This window comes from Bradyrhizobium sp. CB2312, from assembly GCF_029714425.1.
Taxonomy (GTDB): domain Bacteria; phylum Pseudomonadota; class Alphaproteobacteria; order Rhizobiales; family Xanthobacteraceae; genus Bradyrhizobium.
This window is the reverse complement of record NZ_CP121668.1, coordinates 8,928,718-8,944,008: the sequence shown is the minus strand read 5'-3', so window position 1 is coordinate 8,944,008 and position 15,291 is coordinate 8,928,718. Positions and strand designations below refer to the sequence as shown.

General features: G+C 64.4%; 16 protein-coding genes. 14 read left to right on the top strand and 2 right to left on the bottom strand.

Annotated features, from left to right (window positions below; translation table 11 throughout):
• Positions 1 to 138: 138 nt before the first annotated feature.
• The 7 genes from QA642_RS42650 (at position 139) to QA642_RS42620 (ending at position 3,384) form a co-directional block, all read left to right on the top strand.
• Positions 139 to 543: a YciI family protein gene (locus QA642_RS42650; protein ID WP_283082153.1), complete on the top strand. Its 405-nt coding sequence runs from the start codon at positions 139 to 141 to the stop codon at positions 541 to 543.
• Between the two features lie 57 nt (positions 544 to 600).
• Complete coding sequence (locus tag QA642_RS42645; RefSeq protein ID WP_283082152.1) at positions 601 to 966, top strand: hypothetical protein; 366 nt, start codon at positions 601 to 603, stop codon at positions 964 to 966.
• A 126-nt stretch (positions 967 to 1,092) separates the two neighbouring features.
• Positions 1,093 to 1,845 carry a TetR/AcrR family transcriptional regulator gene (locus QA642_RS42640; RefSeq protein ID WP_283082151.1) on the top strand — a complete coding sequence of 251 codons (753 nt, stop codon included), beginning with the start codon at positions 1,093 to 1,095 and terminating at the stop codon, positions 1,843 to 1,845.
• Between the two features lie 121 nt (positions 1,846 to 1,966).
• Positions 1,967 to 2,455, top strand: coding sequence for a DUF2852 domain-containing protein (locus tag QA642_RS42635; protein WP_283082150.1), 489 nt, complete (start codon positions 1,967 to 1,969; stop codon positions 2,453 to 2,455).
• 275 nt (positions 2,456 to 2,730) lie between these two features.
• The gene (locus QA642_RS42630; protein WP_283082149.1) at positions 2,731 to 2,898 is read left to right on the top strand and encodes a hypothetical protein; all 168 of its coding nucleotides are present in this window, start codon (positions 2,731 to 2,733) and stop codon (positions 2,896 to 2,898) included.
• Between the two features lie 91 nt (positions 2,899 to 2,989).
• Positions 2,990 to 3,223, top strand: a complete 234-nt coding sequence (locus QA642_RS42625; protein ID WP_283082148.1) for a hypothetical protein — start codon at positions 2,990 to 2,992, stop codon at positions 3,221 to 3,223.
• The gene (locus QA642_RS42620) at positions 3,220 to 3,384 is read left to right on the top strand and encodes a hypothetical protein (RefSeq protein WP_283082147.1); all 165 of its coding nucleotides are present in this window, start codon (positions 3,220 to 3,222) and stop codon (positions 3,382 to 3,384) included. The genes QA642_RS42625 and QA642_RS42620 overlap by 4 nt, the downstream gene beginning before the upstream one ends.
• On the opposite strand, the gene QA642_RS42615 is transcribed toward QA642_RS42620, so the two are convergent.
• Positions 3,371 to 4,534 carry a fatty acid desaturase gene (locus tag QA642_RS42615; RefSeq protein ID WP_283082146.1) on the bottom strand — a complete coding sequence of 388 codons (1,164 nt, stop codon included), beginning with the start codon at positions 4,532 to 4,534 and terminating at the stop codon, positions 3,371 to 3,373. The genes QA642_RS42620 and QA642_RS42615 overlap by 14 nt on opposite strands.
• Positions 4,535 to 4,839: 305 nt before the next feature.
• Here QA642_RS42615 and QA642_RS42610 point away from each other — a divergent pair, with 305 nt between their 5' ends.
• Positions 4,840 to 5,607, top strand: a complete 768-nt coding sequence (locus QA642_RS42610; RefSeq protein WP_283082145.1) for a serine acetyltransferase — start codon at positions 4,840 to 4,842, stop codon at positions 5,605 to 5,607.
• A 23-nt stretch (positions 5,608 to 5,630) separates the two neighbouring features.
• Positions 5,631 to 6,341: an SDR family NAD(P)-dependent oxidoreductase gene (locus QA642_RS42605; RefSeq protein WP_283082144.1), complete on the top strand. Its 711-nt coding sequence runs from the start codon at positions 5,631 to 5,633 to the stop codon at positions 6,339 to 6,341.
• A 132-nt stretch (positions 6,342 to 6,473) separates the two neighbouring features.
• On the opposite strand, the gene ggt is transcribed toward QA642_RS42605, so the two are convergent.
• Positions 6,474 to 8,210, bottom strand: coding sequence for a gamma-glutamyltransferase (gene ggt / locus QA642_RS42600; protein ID WP_283082143.1), 1,737 nt, complete (start codon positions 8,208 to 8,210; stop codon positions 6,474 to 6,476).
• A gap of 651 nt (positions 8,211 to 8,861) precedes the next feature.
• Between ggt and tolQ the strand changes: the two genes are divergently transcribed.
• The 5 genes from tolQ (at position 8,862) to QA642_RS42575 (ending at position 15,122) form a co-directional block, all read left to right on the top strand.
• A complete protein-coding gene (gene tolQ / locus QA642_RS42595; RefSeq protein ID WP_283087093.1) occupies positions 8,862 to 9,578 on the top strand; it encodes a protein TolQ in 717 nt (238 codons plus the stop codon).
• A gap of 144 nt (positions 9,579 to 9,722) precedes the next feature.
• Positions 9,723 to 10,175 (top strand): protein TolR, encoded by a 453-nt coding sequence (gene tolR, locus QA642_RS42590; RefSeq protein ID WP_235543495.1) that lies wholly within the window; start codon positions 9,723 to 9,725, stop codon positions 10,173 to 10,175.
• 4 nt (positions 10,176 to 10,179) lie between these two features.
• Complete coding sequence (locus tag QA642_RS42585) at positions 10,180 to 11,139, top strand: protein TolA (protein WP_283082142.1); 960 nt, start codon at positions 10,180 to 10,182, stop codon at positions 11,137 to 11,139.
• Positions 11,140 to 11,162: 23 nt separating this feature from the next.
• The gene (gene tolB, locus QA642_RS42580; protein ID WP_283082141.1) at positions 11,163 to 12,527 is read left to right on the top strand and encodes a Tol-Pal system beta propeller repeat protein TolB; all 1,365 of its coding nucleotides are present in this window, start codon (positions 11,163 to 11,165) and stop codon (positions 12,525 to 12,527) included.
• Between the two features lie 258 nt (positions 12,528 to 12,785).
• Entirely contained in the window at positions 12,786 to 15,122 is a 2,337-nt protein-coding gene (locus QA642_RS42575; protein ID WP_283082140.1) for an EAL domain-containing protein, read from the top strand.
• Positions 15,123 to 15,291 lie beyond the last annotated feature (169 nt).

Below are 15,291 nucleotides of genomic sequence, written 5' to 3'. Positions count from 1 at the left end.
ATCGCGCTTCAGGGCCGCGCAATAACCTGCCGAATAATTTTCGCCGCCTTGTCGGTTCGGTAGGATCCCGCTCGTCTTGGAGGTGAGGGCGGGTGGCTCAGCCGCCCCTCTCTCCGACAGCGAAAGCAAGGAACCCTCATGCGATTCATGATGCTGATGATCCCGCTCGGCTACGAGACCGCGCCGCCGGACGTGCAACTCGATCCCGAACGCGTCGCCGCGATGATGCGCTACAACGAGGCGCTGAAGGATGCCGGCGTGCTGATCACGCTCGACGGCCTGCACCCGCCGTCGATGGGTGCGCGCGTCTCGTTTGCGACCGGCGAGCCCGTCGTGACCGACGGCCCGTTCGCCGAGGCCAAGGAAGTCCTGGGCGGCTACTGGATGATCGAGGTTGCCTCGCGCGCCGAGGCGATCGCCTGGGCCAAGAAGTGCCCGGCCTCGGCCAACGAGGTCATCGAGATCCGGCAGGTGCAGGAGATGAGCGACTTTCCGCCTGACGTGCAGGCGGCCGCCGCCGGCTTTGGCGACCTCAAGAAGTAGCCACCATGCCGCCGTGAATTCGCGGCGGCCGTCAATCGATCAACAAGGAGAGAACCGATGAGCACCGAGCACAAATTCCTCGCCGTCTATCTTGGCAGCGCGAGCGGCGAAAAAATGAAAGCTTGGCACGCGATGCCCGAAGCCGAACGAAAGGCAAAAGAGCGCGAGGGCATGGCCGCCTGGCATGGCTGGGTCGAGAAGCACAAGGACGTCATCGTCGAGATGGGCGGCCCGCTCGGCAAGACCCGCCGGATCGACGCAAGCGGCATCGCCGAGATCAGCAACGCGCTGACCGGCTTCACGGTGGTGCGGGCCGCCTCGCAGGAGGAGGCTGCAAAGCTGTTCGCGAACCATCCGCATTTCGCGATCTTCCCGGGCGAGGCGGTCGAGGTCATGCCCGTGCTGGCGATTCCGCAGATGTAGCCTCCAGTCACCGTCATTCCGGGTTCGATGCTTCGCATCGCCCCGGAATGACAGTGAAAATACGGGTTAATCAAACCCGGTCTGTGCTAGTGACCTTCACGCGCGGCTCATGTAAAAGTCGTTCACATGAGCTGGCGCAAGGAGCAGCGCCGCGCGGAGCGCGGCTATCACCACGGTAATCTGAAGGAAGCCCTATTGCAGGCTGCCCTCGGGCTGATCGCCGAGAAGGGCGCGGCCGGCTTCACCTTCGCCGATGCCGCACGCATGGCCGGCGTCAGCGCGGCGGCGCCGTACCGACATTTTCGCGACCGCGACGAGCTGTTGTCCTCGATCGCCCAGCGCGGCTTTGAACAGTTTGAATCGCGTCTCACCGCAGCCTGGGACGACGGGCGCCCCGACACCGTCACCGCGTTCGAGCGTGTCGGCCGGGCCTATCTCGCCTTCGCCCGCGAAGAGCCCGCGTTCTACAACGCGATGTTCGAATCCGGCCTGCCGGTCGATGCCAATCCGGCGCTACAGGCCGCAAGCGAGCGCGCTTTTAACGTCATTCGCGCCGCCGCCGAGCGTCTCGCGGCGCTCGCGCCTCCAGGCACGCCGCGCCCGCCGGCGATGATGATGGCGCTGCACATCTGGTCGATGGCGCACGGCGTCGCTTCGCTGTTCTCCCGCGGCGATGCAGCGCGGCGCAAGCTGCCGATGTCGCCGGACGAGCTGCTCGAGGCCGAGGTGCTGATCTATCTGCGCGGCCTCGGCTTCCCGACCGACCGCCGCCCCCCGCAGAAGGGCGCCGAGCCGCCGCCAGTGCCGCCGGAGGCTTCCTCCGGTTCTGGGGTGCCGCCGGGCGGCACTCCAGGCGGTCCTTGGGGCAAGCCGAAATAAAGTTGCGCAAATAATTCCGCGGGCCTGTCGGGTGGCCAGCTTGACAAAATCGCGGGATGGTCTAGCTATGTAAATGTTATTTACATTCACAACGGCGCTGGTGCCGTGATGGAGAAGGGAAATGGCCTACACCGCTGATGTCAATCGCTGGCGCGGCCCCTCGGACCAACAGCAGTACGAGCGGCCCCACATGCTCGATACGCCCTGGCATCCTGGCTGGATTGCCGTGACCATTCTCGGCTTCATCATCTGGTGGCCGATCGGACTTGCCCTTCTCTTTTTCACACTCGGGAGCAGAAGAATGTCGTGCTGGAGCCACCAGGATCGCTGGCAGAACAAGATGGAGCGGATGCAGTACAAGATGGATCGCATGCGTGACCGCATGGAGCGCCGCGGCTTCGGCTTTGGCTTTGGTCCGCCGTCCTCCGGCAACCGCGCCTTCGACGAATACCGCACTGAAACGCTGCGCCGGCTCGAGGAGGAGCAGGTCGAGTTCAAGAACTTCCTCGACCGTCTGCGCCACGCCAAGGACAAGGAAGAGTTCGACCAGTTCATGGCCCAGCACAAGACGCGTCCAACCCCGCCGCCGACCGACCAGCAGCAGGGCTGATACCTCTCAAAGCCTTCAGGCGCATGCCCCCAAAGTCCTGATGGCCCCGAGCCGCCCGTCTGCGCAACCCGCAGACGGGCGGTTTGGTTTTCACCTCTCCCCGCTTGCGGGGAGAGGTCGGATCGCTCTTGCGATCCGGGTGAGGGGGTACAGGTGTATCGACGATCTCATGTGTGGAGAGAGCCCCTCACCCCAACCCTCTCCCCGTAAGAACGGGGAGAGGGGGTAGATCAAGCCTCCCGAACCGTCCCACGGTTCACCGACACTAAAAGCGCATGGACCTCACCACCCGCCTGCTGCTTGGCATCACCGCCTTCGCGGTGCTCGGCTATATCAGCTTCGTCTATGGCGGCTGCGCGCTCGATCCCGACTGCCATTTCCGGCTCTGCGCCGGCGGGCGCTCGCTCTGTGGCGTCGATCACGCACATGTGCAGGGCCGATAGAACCCGATCCGCGCCCGGCCCGACCAAGCCGTGACAGCGCGCTTCCCGCGCGCCAACAGGGCCGACCGTGACCAGTGTCGAACGCAAAGAGATGAGACGGCGGCTCGCGCTTCTCGAGCGCGCTTCTGGGCTGTTCGATCGGTTCGGCGTCTCAGTGCCGCTGGCGATCGCGTTCCTCAACCACTGGCCGACGGAGATCAAGTCTTACCAGGACCTCGTGACCACCGAGGCCCGGAAGATCTTTCTCAGTTGCGCCCTCTACGAGCTTGCCGCGTTCGCGCTGCGGCGCGCCGTCAAGTTTGCGACAGCGGAGCTTGCCCCATGATCCTGCTCCGCGATTTCGTGCTCTTCGTCCTGCCGGTCCTCTTCGCGGCGGGCGGCTGGCTTCATGCGCTTAGCCTGCGCAAGCGGGCCCAGCCGGGCCGCGCGTGCGAGGGGACGCGTCCCGGCGGCACAAGCGGCGCCGAAGAGTTCAGCGCACCGTGACGAGCTGCGCGCGAACCGACGTCAAAAACTGTTCGTAGGCGTGGTCCACGATCTCGTTGAGCGATCGCGTCCGCGCGAACATCGCCCTGGCTTCAGTGAGAAATTCCTCGCGCGTCGGAATCTTCGGCAGGTGCAGATGCGTCAGCGCATCGACGCTGTCATGGGCGCGATTGAGGATGTCGTGCAGCGTCGGCAGTTGCAGCTGGGCGAGATCGGCGCGGTGCAGCGCCGACGAAATCGCGTGCGCCAGCGCGTGAGCGTCGAACCGTCCGGCAAGCTGACGGGCCGCCCGATTGATGACCCGTGCGCCGAGCGGCTGCTCGTTGCGCAGCACGAGTTCGGGCGGCGCCTTCATGTTCCAGACCACGCCGAACCAGGACAGCACCTTCAGGACGTAATAGGTCACGTCGACTTCCCACCAGCGGAAGCCTTGCCGTACGCTGCTCTGATAGGCGTGGTGATTGTTGTGCCAGCCCTCACCGAGAGTGAGTAGCGCCAGCAGCCAGTTGTTGCGGGAATCGTCGCCCGTCACGTAGCGCTTGCGTCCATGCACATGGGCGAGGGAGTTGATGCAGAAGGTCGCGTGATAGAGCAGCACCGTGCTCCACAGGAAGCCGACCACCAGACCCGACCACCCTGCAACCAGGAAGCAGAGCGCTGCAAGCACGACGGCGGGCAGGAGCTCCAGCCGGTGTAGCCACATCAGCTCCGGATAGACCGTGAGATCGCCGACTTTCACGAGGTCGGTGGCGTCGTGCTGCCGGTAAAAGATCCAGCCGACATGACTGTACAGGAAACCGCGGTGACGCGGTGAGTGCACGTCCATTTCGGTGTCGGAATGCAGATGATGGTGCCGATGCTTGGCCGCCCACCACAATACGCTCTTCTGCGCGCTGCTCTGCGCGAGGCAGGCCAGGATGAACTGAAACACCCGGCCGGTCGCAAAAGCCTTGTGGGAGAAATAGCGGTGGTAGCCGGCCCCGATTGCGAACATGCGCGCGACATAGAGTGAAGCGCAGATCGTGACGGCCTCCCAGGTGACGCCCGACCAGATGGCCGCGAAGCAGCCGAGATGGACCAGCACGAACGGTATGGCGGAGGGGTACATGACGTCGTCGTGATGATCGTCGGCAGGCGTGTTAGGCGACATGTCTTGGCGTTGACCTTGGGTGAGGGGATCAGGATCCCGTGCCGGCTGCTCAGACGGACGCCGGGTACGAAAAACCCGCGGATGGCGGACCACCGCGGGGGCTTGAGATGCTCTGCGTGGACATCCCCGGCCGACACAGCGTCGGCCGAATTGCGAACCGACTATATGGTCGCGGGTGCCTGGCATGCAAGCTCGTAGCCTCACGGGGAGCTGCGGCATGTTGCTCGGGGGCCACGCGTGCGCCGTGGCGCGGGGGCCACCCACGCCCTATATTCGGCACCTGAGCAGGAACACCGGAGGCGACAATGGCGGAAGCCGCGATCATGGCGAGCAACAGCCTCTGGTGTAAGCTTCGCAGCGAGGCGCAGCGCGCGGCCGCCGCCGATCCCGTGTTCGGCAAGGCGCTTGCGGGCAGCATTCTCGCCCATGACGATTTTGCCGCGGCGCTGGCCGCTTTGATCGGGCAACGGCTTGGCGCCAGCGCCACCGAGCGCGCGCGCTTCACGTCCTTCTCCCGCGACGCCTTTCGCAGTGAGCCCGAGCTGATCGAAGCCGCCGGCCGCGACCTCAGGGCCATCGCGCTCCGCGATCCCGCAATCACCGACCTGCTGCCGCCATTGCTGCACTACAAGGGCTATGTCGCGCTGCAGGCCTGGCGCGTCTCGAACTGGCTGTGGCGTCATGACTATCGCGACGCGGCGCTGCTGTTTCAGAACGAGGCGTCGAACGTCTTGCAAGTCAGCATTCATCCGGCCGCCAGCATCGGATCCTCGGTCTATCTCGATCACGCCACCGGCATCGTGATCGGTGCGAATGTGGTGATCGCCGACGAGGTCACCATTCTTCAGAACGTCAGCATCGGCCGCCGCAGTGAATTGCCGGCGCGCTCGCCGCGCATTGGCCGCGGCGTTTACATCGGCGGCGGCGCGACCATTCTCGGCGACATCAGCGTCGGCGATTTTGCCAGGATCGGTGCCGATGCGGTCGTGACGTCAGACATTCCCGCCGGCTGCACCGCGATCGGCAATCCCGCGCGGCTGACCAACTGCCCCGAGCCCGCCTCGGCGGCGTGATCCATCAAGCTTCGGAGAGTCCCATGAAGACGGCAATCGTGATCGGCGTCGGCCCGGACCGCGGGCTCGGGGCCCGGCTCTGCAAGCGCTTTGCGGCCGACGGCCTCAAGGTGATCGTCGCGGGCCGCACGCTGTCCGCGCTGCAGGCGGTTGCCGACGATATCACGAAAGCGGGTGGCGCGGCCGTGCCTGTTGTTGCGGATGCGACCAGCGAGCGCGATATCGCCGCTCTGTTCGATGCCGCCGGCGAAGAGCTCGACCTCGCCATCTACAACGCCGGTAACAACACGCCGGGCAAGATCATCGAGATGGACGCCGACTATTTCGAGAAAGCCTGGCGCGTCGTGTGCTTCGGCGGTTTCCTGTTCGGCCGCGAGGCGGTCCGCCGCATGGTGCCGAAGAAATCGGGCACGCTGCTCTTCACCGGCGCCAGCGCCTCGCTGCGCGGCCGCTCCGGCTACGGTGCCTTCAACTCGTCCAAGGCGGGCTTACGCACGCTGGCGCAGGCAATGGCCAAGGAATACGCGGCCGACGGCATCCACGTCGGCCACGTCGTGGTCGACGGCGCCATCGCAGGCGACAAGATCTTTGCGCGCTTTCCTGATGCTGCCAGCCGCGAGGACAGCCTGATCGACATCGAAGGCATCGTCGATGCCTTCGCCTTCCTCTACCGCCAGCCCGAACGCGCCTGGTCGTTCGAGCTCGATGTGCGGACCTCGAAGGAGAAGTGGTGAGGGGTGCGACTGTCCGTCGAGCCGTTCTCCCGTAGGGTGGGCAGAGCGAAGCGTGCCCACCGCGTTCGATTAGAGCGCGCCGCTCGGTGGTGGGCACGGCGCTTTGCGCCTTTGCCCACCCTACGCGTTCCCTCAATACCCCGCCGCCTGTCCCGAGTTGCGGCGCGGATCATTGGCACCGTAATAGCGATTGTTGCCGACCTGCTCGCCGTTCAGTGACGGCGCGCCGACGATGATGACTGCGAGATGGTTGGCCGGCTGCGGCGGGCCGAATTTGTGGCCCATGCTCTCCAGAATCTTCTGCGTGTCCGGTGACAGCGCATAGGTCTCGACATTGGTCAGATCGGGCAGCCATTGCTGGTGGATGCGCGGCATGTCGACGGCTTCCTGCGCGTTCATGCCGTAGTCGATTGCGTTGACCATGGTCTGCAACACGGCCGTGATGATGCGGCTGCCGCCGGGTGTGCCCACCACCATGACGGTCTTGCCGTCCTTGGTGACGATGGTCGGGCTCATCGAGGACAGCGGTCGCTTGCCGGGAGCAATGGCATTCGCCTCGCCCTGCACCAGGCCATAAAGGTTCGGCACCCCGACCTTGGCGGTGAAGTCGTCCATTTCATCGTTCAGCAGCACGCCGGTCTTGGCCGCGGTGACCTTGGCACCGAACCAGTCGTTCAGCGTGTATGTCACTGAGACTGCGTTGCCGTCCTTGTCCGCGATTGAATAGTGCGTCGTGTTGCTGCCCTCGTGCGGCGCGACGCCCGGCTTGATGTCCTTGGACACGCCAGCCTTGTTCGGATCGATCACGGCGCGGATATTGGCCGCGTAATTCTTGTCGAGCAGGCGGTCGAGCGGATTCTTCACGAAGTCAGGATCGCCGAGGTAGCTGTTGCGGTCGACGTAAGCGTGCCGCATGGCTTCGATTTGCACGTGCACGGCCGGCGCGGAGTGGTAGCCCAGCTCCTTGAGCGGATAGCCCTCCAGGATGTTCAGGATCTCGCAGATGATGACGCCGCCCGAGCTCGGTGGCGGTGCGGAAATCACGTGATAGCCGCGATAGTCGCACTCGACAGGCGCAAGCTCGCGCGTCTTGTAGGTGTCGAGATCGTCCTGCGTGATCAGACCTTTGCCGGCCTGGCTCGACGCCACGATGGCGCCGCCGACCCAGCCTTTATAGAAGCCGTCGGTGCCCTTGCTGCTGATCTCGCGCAACGTCTTGGCGAGCTCGCCCTGCACCAGCTTCTCGCCCACCTGGAACGGCTGACCGTTGTTGAGGAAGATTGCGGCCGATGCGGGATCGTCGCGAAAATCCGCGGTGGCGGTGCGCAACAAGTCGATGTCGCCCTGGTCCAGTGCAAAGCCCTGCTCGGCGAGCTGGATTGCCGGGGCGAGCAGGTCGGCGCGCTTCATGGTGCCGTACTTTTCGCGCGCATATTCCATCCCGGAGACGGATCCCGGCACGCCCACGGCCAGATGCCCCTTGGTCGAGATGCCTTTGATGACGTTGCCATCCTTGTCGAGATACATGTTGGCCGTCGCCGCTTTGGGCGCGGTCTCGCGGAAATCGAGGAAGGTCTTGCGGCCGTCGGCGAGATTGATCGTCATGAAGCCGCCGCCGCCGAGATTGCCGGCCGCTGGATAGACCACGGCCAGGGCATAACCGACGGCCACGGCGGCATCGACGGCATTGCCGCCGCGCTTCAGCACATCGACACCCACCTGTGTCGCCAGATGCTGCGCTGAGACCACCATGCCGTTTTCCGCGGCGACCGGCGAAACCGACGCGGCGCGACCCGGGCTGAACGTGACGAGGCTGACCGATACGATCGCGGCGGTCATCCACCGCACATTTGTTTGTGGTTTCGGCATGGGAGTTCCTTAGGGCTGGCCGATGACATCGGCACGTTGTTGTCCGCGAGCGGAGCCTATCAGCTCGTGCCCGCTGAGGGAGTGCGAGGATCTGGTGACGCGCGATTTCAGCCCCGGGCCGCACTGCGCTCCCTCCCCCCTTGCGGGGGAGGGCGGGGGGGAGAGGGGTGGCCCGGAAAAAGGTGTTCGTTGCGTGCCTCCAATTTCTTCGCGCCTCAGAACGAGTCCCCGTGTGGCACCCCTCTCCCTAACCCTCCCCCGCAAGGGGGGAGGGAACCGATTACGCCCGGGGGCGGCGGCGCGCCCAAGTCAGCCGCCGCGCCCCACACCCCCTCGCTGCGGCAAGACGGCCATCCCTCTGCGCTGCCTACCTTTCCGGCAGCCAAATTCACCCCTGGTAACCCGGCATTAACCATCGGCGGGGTCTGGTATTCACGGACAATCGCGCCCAAAGCCCGAGGTCGAGGCCCATAGTTTTGACATCTTGGCAGGGAATGCAGGCGGCCGGCTTTGGACCAGCCCCTGCACCCCAGACAGACAAGGCTTTGAGCGGGCTTGCCGGCCGCGCCGGTGCTGGCGCGGCAATTGGGAACCGGCAGCCATTTGCTGTCACGGACATCAGGTAACGATCGCCTTGAGAGGATACTGCTTATGAATCCGGCCGACGTGGCTCAGTCAGCCCTTCCGGTTGCCGCTACCGCGGACGTGTCGCTGATCGCGCTGTTCTGGCAGGCTCACTGGATCGTGAAGGGGGTCATGCTGGGACTTCTGTCCTGCTCGGTCTGGGTCTGGGCGATCGCCATCGACAAGATCTTCCTGTTTTCCCGCACCCGCCGCTCGATGGACCGTTTCGAGCAGGCCTTCTGGTCCGGCGAGTCGATCGAGGAGCTCTACCGCACCCTCTCGGCCAAGCCGACGCATTCCATGGCCGCGTGCTTCGTCGCGGCGATGCGCGAATGGAAGCGCTCGTTCGAGAGCCACGCCCGCTCGGTCGCCGGCCTTCAGATGCGCATCGACAAGGTCATGAACGTCTCGATCGCACGCGAGGTCGAGCGGCTGGAACGCCGGCTCCTGGTGCTCGCCACGGTCGGCTCCGCCGGCCCCTTTGTCGGCCTGTTCGGCACGGTCTGGGGCATCATGTCGAGCTTCCAGTCGATCGCCGCGTCGAAAAATACCTCTCTGGCGGTGGTGGCCCCCGGTATTGCGGAAGCGCTGTTTGCGACCGCAGTCGGCCTTATCGCCGCCATTCCTGCCACTATTTTCTACAATAAGTTCACGTCCGAGGTGAACCGGCAGGCGCAGCGGCTCGAGGGCTTCGCGGATGAATTTTCAGCCATCCTGTCGCGTCAGATCGACGAGCGGGGCTGACGGACGGCATGTATAGAGCGTTTTCGAGCGAAGTGGGTACCGGTTCGCGTAAAGAAACGCGTCAAAACAAGGATACAGAGTCTCGCTCCGATTCCATCGGAACGGAAAGGTCTTTAGTGTGAAGGGCAATTTGGGCACCAGACCATGGGCATGAACGTCGCGAGTTCGTCCGGAGGCGGCGGCCGCCGCAGCCGGCGCAAGCCGGTCATGGCCGAGATCAACGTCACCCCGATGGTCGACGTGATGCTGGTGCTGCTCATCATCTTCATGGTGTCGGCGCCGCTGCTCACCGTCGGCGTGCCGCTCGATCTGCCGCAGACCCAGGCCAAGAGTCTCGAGCAGAACGACCAGAAGCCGATCCAGATGTCGGTCGACATCAAGGGCAAGGTGTTCATCAACGACCAGGAGATCGCGATCAACGAGCTGGTGCCGAAGCTGAAGGCGATCACGGATGCGCGTGGCGGGCTCGAGGAGCGCATTTATCTCCGCGCCGACAAGAAGGCGGATTACGGCACGGTGGCCAAGGTGATGGGGCTACTGTCGGGAGCCGGATTCAAGAAGCTGGCGCTCGTCACGGAAGCGGATCAGGGGTCCTAGGCCGGTGAAGGTGAAGGTCGACAAGACACTCGTTGCGTCGATTGCCCTCCATGTCCTCGTGCTGGGATGGGGCCTCGTCACCTTTAGCAGCAAGGCCTACATCGCTCCGGAAGAGTCGCTTCCGGTCGACATCATCTCCACCGACCAGCTCGCGCAGATGATGGCGGGGCAGAAGACCGGCAAGAAGGAAGAGCCGAAGCCCAAGGTCGAGAAGATCGCCGAGGCCAAGCCCGAGGAAGATGCCGTCGGCAAGGTCACCGAGAAGAAAGAGCTGATCAAGACCAACTCGACGCCCGAGCCGCCGCCGAAGCCCGCCGAGAAGCCGGTCGAGAAGAAGCCCGAGCCGCCGAAGCCCGTCGCCGAGACGAAGCCGAAGGAAGAGCCGAAGCCGCAGGAAAAGAAGCCTGATCCGGCCAAGGAAGATCCGATCGCCGAGCTCCAGAAGAAGCTGGACACGAAGAAGCCGCCGCCGAAGCCCGTGGAGCAGAAGGTCGCCGCGGTCCAGCCGCAGCAGCAGCCGAAGCCCAAGGAGCGCAGCTTCGATCCCGCGCAGATTCAGCGCGACCTCGACAAGCGCGCCGCGACCCGGCATGAGCTCGCCGGCTCCACGCTGAATGCATCGGCGTCGCTGGGAGCGGCAACCGGGACCGCCGCCAACAACGTCGCGACCTGGCGCGGTGCGTTCCAGGGTGCGGTCAAGCGCTGCTTCACACCCACCTATAACGGGCAGGATGCGGATCAGTACGAAGCCGACATCGACATTCCCATGAAGATCGACGGCTCGCTCGCGTCAGAGCCCATCGTCGTCGCGGTGAGGGGGCCGTCGCGCTCGATCGCGCAGGCGGTGGCGGAGAGCGCCAAGCGCGCCATCGTGCAATGCCAGGTCTATTCGTTCATGCCGAAGCAGCAATACGACAGCTGGAAGCTCATTCCGATGACTTTCGGCCTGAAAGACATGTTGTGACATCCGAACAAAAGAATTTTGCAATGAATGACGCTCGATCGATGAACCGCCGTCGCTTCATGACCCTGACCGGGTCGACGCTCGCGATGCTCGGGGGCGGACATGCCTTCGCGCAGAGTCAGCCGCGGCTTCGCATCGATCCCACCGAATTCCAGCCGATCCCGATCGCGATCTCCAATTTCGTGCCGGGCTCGCCGTCCGACGGCGACGTCGGCAACGGCGTCACGCAGGTCATCACCAACAACCTGAAGCGCTCGGGCCTGTTCGCGCCGATCGACCAGGCTGCCTTCATCGAGCGCATCAGCAACATCGACGTCGCCCCGCAATTCCAGAACTGGAAGACCCTCAACGCGCAGGCCCTCGTCACCGGCCGCATGACGCGACAGCCGGACGGGCGGCTCAAGGCCGAATTCCGCCTCTGGGACGTCATCTCCGGCCAGCAGCTCGCGGGACAGCAATATTTCACCTCGCCGGAATATTGGCGCCGCATCGCCCACATCATCTCCGACCAGATCTATGAGCGCATGACCGGTGAGAAGGGCTATTTCGACAGCCGCGTCGTGTTCGTCGACGAGACCGGGCCGAAGGAGCGCCGCGTCAAGCGGCTTGCCATGATGGACCAGGATGGCGCCAATGTGCGGTACCTCACCCGCGGCTCCGACCTCGTGCTGACGCCGCGCTTCTCGCCGAACTCGCAAGAGATCACCTACATGGAGTTCGGCCAAGGCGATCCGAAGGTCTATCTCTTCAACATCGAGACCGGCCAGCGCGAGATCGTCGGCAACTTCCCCGGCATGACCTTTGCGCCGCGCTTCTCGCCGGACGGCCAGCGCGTGATCATGAGCCTGCAGCAGGGCGGCAATTCCAACCTGTTCGTGATGGATCTGCGCTCGCGTTCGACCACGCGCCTCACCGACACGCCGGCGATCGACACCTCGCCTTCCTATTCGCCTGATGGCACCCGCATCTGCTTCGAGTCCGATCGCGGCGGCAGGTCGCAGATCTATGTGATGGGCGCGGGCGGGGGAGCGGCGCAGCGCATCTCCTTCTCCAAGGACGACACCAACGCCAGCTATTCGACGCCGGTGTGGTCGCCGAAGGGCGACTACATCGCGTTCACCCGGCAAGGCGGCGGGCAGTTCTCGATCGGCGTCATGAAGCCGGATGGCTCGGGCGAGCGGCTGCTCACCTCCGGCTTCCACAATGAAGGGCCGACCTTCTCGCCGAACGGCCGCGTGCTGATGTTCTTCCGCGACCCCGGCGGCAATGCCGGACCGTCGCTGTACTCCGTCGACATCTCCGGCCGCAACGAGCTGAAGGTGCCGACGCCGGGCTTCGCCTCCGATCCGGCATGGTCGCCGCTATTGTCCTCGACCGCGGGCCAATAAGCGCGCACGCGGCTAAAACATCGCGCGTTCAGACGCGCGATGTTTTCGAAAAAAAGCACCGATTTTTTCGCGTCCCCCGCGCAGCCGCAAGTGTTCCTTTACCTTGTGCCCGGCAAGGCTTGCCTAGCTAATTGATATATAAGCGGAAATAGATTCGTTATTGCCGAAAAACAACTCGACTTTAACGATGTTCCCTCAGAAAGACTTCATCTGGTCTGGGTAAAAGTACGCGTCAAACAGGACGCGCGTACAAACCAGATGCAGTTCGCAAGCCAGACCGGAGAACCCGATCGGGGACAGGCCGCGCCGAAGGCGTCGACCGCGCAGATCGATTCTCTCTTCGAGGCCCCCGGTCCGCTGCTCGCCGGAATCATCTTCGTGGCCATCGGAGCGGCCATCACTGCATTGAGAACCGGGCAGCTCCTGACCTGGGCAACCCTGGGCCTGATCATACTGGCCGGAGCGATCCGGCTGTTCGATCTGTGGCGATTCCTGCCTCGCAAATCGAGCCTGACCCCCGAAGAAGCTGCGCTTTGGCAGAAGCGCTATCTGGTCGGCGCGGTGATCCAGGCTGCCGCGATCGGAACGTGGTGCTCCCTCGCTCTGGTGAGCACCGACGACGCCGTCGTCCACATGATCGCGCTGTCCATCACCACCGGGATTGTCGGCGGGGGTGCGGGGAGGGCTTACGGCCGTCCCTCGATCTACCATCTGCAGGCTGCGCTCATGTTCGCGCCGGCGGTCGTGGCGCTGGCATGGCACGCCACGCCCTACTACGTGGCGATGTCGATCGTGAGCGCCGCGTTCCTGCTGGCGATCATGCAGCTCTCCGCCAATCTGCACAGAATCTTCATGCGGGCCGTCGTGGCGCGCGAACGCGAGGCGGCACTCGCCGGGCAGTTCGACACCGCGCTGAACAACATGCCGCACGGCCTGTGCATGTTCGGTGTCGACAGGCAACTCGCGGTGATGAATCACCGCTTCGGCGAAATGCTCGACCTGCCCGACACGCTCGTGCGTAGCGGCGTCAGCGCGCGCGATATCGTGGCGGCGTGCGTCTCCTCCGGCTCCATCTCGGCTGCGAGCGGCGAGTCGATCGTCGCCGAGATCGAGAGTTCGCGGGCGAAGGAGATCGTGACTGTCGATCCCGACGCGCAGAGAAACCGATCGTTGGCCTGGACCGTGCAGCCGATGGCCGACGGGGGCGCGGTGGTGCTGCTCGAGGACGTCACCGAGCGGCGCAACGCCGAGGCCAAGATCACCCATCTCGCCCGCTACGACGAGCTGACGGCGCTTCCCAACCGCGTCCATTTCCGCAACGAGATCGAGTGCCTGCTGGCGGCCTCGCATTCGGCCGAGCGGCTGTCGGCGCTGCTGTTCATCGATCTCGACCAGTTCAAGCAGGTCAACGATACGCTCGGTCATCCCTGCGGCGACCAGCTGCTCTGCGCGGTCGCCAATCGTCTGCGCGAGATGCTGCGTCCGGAGGATTTCGTCGCGCGCTTCGGCGGCGACGAGTTCGTCGTGTTCCAGCAGAACCTCACTGCGCCGGAGGATGCCGCAGCGCTCGCGCGCCGCATCGTCGAACGCCTGAGCGAGCGCTACCGCATCGACAATCATCTGGTCGAGATCGGCGCGAGCGTCGGCATCGCGCTGACCTCGCCGGAGGGAGTCAGCGCCGATACGCTGCTGAAGAACGCCGACATGGCGCTCTACCGCGCCAAGGCCGACGGCCGCGGCACCTTCTGCTTCTTCCGCGACGAGATGGCGGCCACCGTCGAGGCGCGCCGCATCCTCGAGCTCGACCTGCGCAAGGCGCTCGCCAACGAGGAATTCGAGCTGTTCTACCAGCCGCTGGTCAATCTCAAGTCCGGCAAGATCACCACCTGCGAGGCGCTGCTGCGCTGGAATCATCCGGTGCGCGGCACGGTCTCGCCGGTCGACATCATCCCGGTCGCCGAGGACATGGGGCTGATCGTCGATCTCGGCCGCTGGATCCTGCGCCGCGCCTGCATGGAATGCATGAAGTGGCCGGATGGCGTCAGCGTCGCCGTCAACTTCTCGCCGCAGCAATTCCACCAGCGCGACGTGCTGAGCGAGATCCGCTATGCGCTGGAGGTCTCAGGCCTGCCGGCGCATCGCCTCGAGATCGAGATCACCGAGTCCTCGCTGCTGCGCAACACCCAGCTCACCCACGACATCCTGTCGCAATTGCATGCGCTCGGCGTGCGCATCTCGCTCGACGATTTCGGCACCGGCTATTCCAGCCTCAGCTATCTGCACAATTTCCCGATGCAGAAGGTCAAGATCGACCGCTCCTTCCTGGAGGGTATCGACACCGACCGTCCGCTGACGCTGTTGCGCGGCGTGGCGCGGCTGTCCGCCGACCTCGGCATGGCGGTGGTGGTCGAGGGCATCGAGACCAACGAGCAGCTCGAGCTGATCAGCGCCGACGGCACCGTCTCCGAAGGGCAGGGTTACCTGTTCAGTCGGCCCGTGCCGGCGATCCGGATTCGTCAGCTGCTCGACGCCTCGCATGGCCGCCGCATCGCGGACGCCCAGGTCATCGCGATCTCCTCGCGCTACTTCGCCTAGCGGCGCGCACGCAGCCCTCCTGTTTTCTCCTGTATTTCCAGTGTGTTTCTGGCACGTCACCGGAGTCTTGCGGGCCTGAAAGTTAACCGTAAAGGCCCTAATCCTTTGCAATTTTATTAAGGACTCATTAATCTTCCCCTGCACTCGCGGAAGTTGCTTGCAGTGTCGG

What these genes read in the sequence shown, in the direction of transcription:
- QA642_RS42645 (WP_283082152.1), top strand. Translation starts at nt 601, where the DNA reads ATGAGCACCGAGCACAAATTCCTCGCCGTCTATCTTGGCAGCGCGAGC.
- QA642_RS42610 (WP_283082145.1), top strand. Translation starts at nt 4,840, where the DNA reads ATGGCGGAAGCCGCGATCATGGCGAGCAACAGCCTCTGGTGTAAGCTT.
- QA642_RS42635 (WP_283082150.1), top strand. Translation starts at nt 1,967, where the DNA reads ATGGCCTACACCGCTGATGTCAATCGCTGGCGCGGCCCCTCGGACCAA.
- tolR (WP_235543495.1), top strand. Translation starts at nt 9,723, where the DNA reads ATGGGCATGAACGTCGCGAGTTCGTCCGGAGGCGGCGGCCGCCGCAGC.
- QA642_RS42625 (WP_283082148.1), top strand. Translation starts at nt 2,990, where the DNA reads ATGAGACGGCGGCTCGCGCTTCTCGAGCGCGCTTCTGGGCTGTTCGAT.
- QA642_RS42630 (WP_283082149.1), top strand. Translation starts at nt 2,731, where the DNA reads ATGGACCTCACCACCCGCCTGCTGCTTGGCATCACCGCCTTCGCGGTG.
- QA642_RS42605 (WP_283082144.1), top strand. Translation starts at nt 5,631, where the DNA reads ATGAAGACGGCAATCGTGATCGGCGTCGGCCCGGACCGCGGGCTCGGG.
- QA642_RS42650 (WP_283082153.1), top strand. Translation starts at nt 139, where the DNA reads ATGCGATTCATGATGCTGATGATCCCGCTCGGCTACGAGACCGCGCCG.
- ggt (WP_283082143.1), bottom strand. Translation starts at nt 8,210, where the DNA reads ATGCCGAAACCACAAACAAATGTGCGGTGGATGACCGCCGCGATCGTA.
- QA642_RS42615 (WP_283082146.1), bottom strand. Translation starts at nt 4,534, where the DNA reads ATGTCGCCTAACACGCCTGCCGACGATCATCACGACGACGTCATGTAC.
- QA642_RS42575 (WP_283082140.1), top strand. Translation starts at nt 12,786, where the DNA reads ATGCAGTTCGCAAGCCAGACCGGAGAACCCGATCGGGGACAGGCCGCG.
- tolQ (WP_283087093.1), top strand. Translation starts at nt 8,862, where the DNA reads ATGAATCCGGCCGACGTGGCTCAGTCAGCCCTTCCGGTTGCCGCTACC.
- QA642_RS42640 (WP_283082151.1), top strand. Translation starts at nt 1,093, where the DNA reads ATGAGCTGGCGCAAGGAGCAGCGCCGCGCGGAGCGCGGCTATCACCAC.
- tolB (WP_283082141.1), top strand. Translation starts at nt 11,163, where the DNA reads ATGAATGACGCTCGATCGATGAACCGCCGTCGCTTCATGACCCTGACC.
- QA642_RS42620 (WP_283082147.1), top strand. Translation starts at nt 3,220, where the DNA reads ATGATCCTGCTCCGCGATTTCGTGCTCTTCGTCCTGCCGGTCCTCTTC.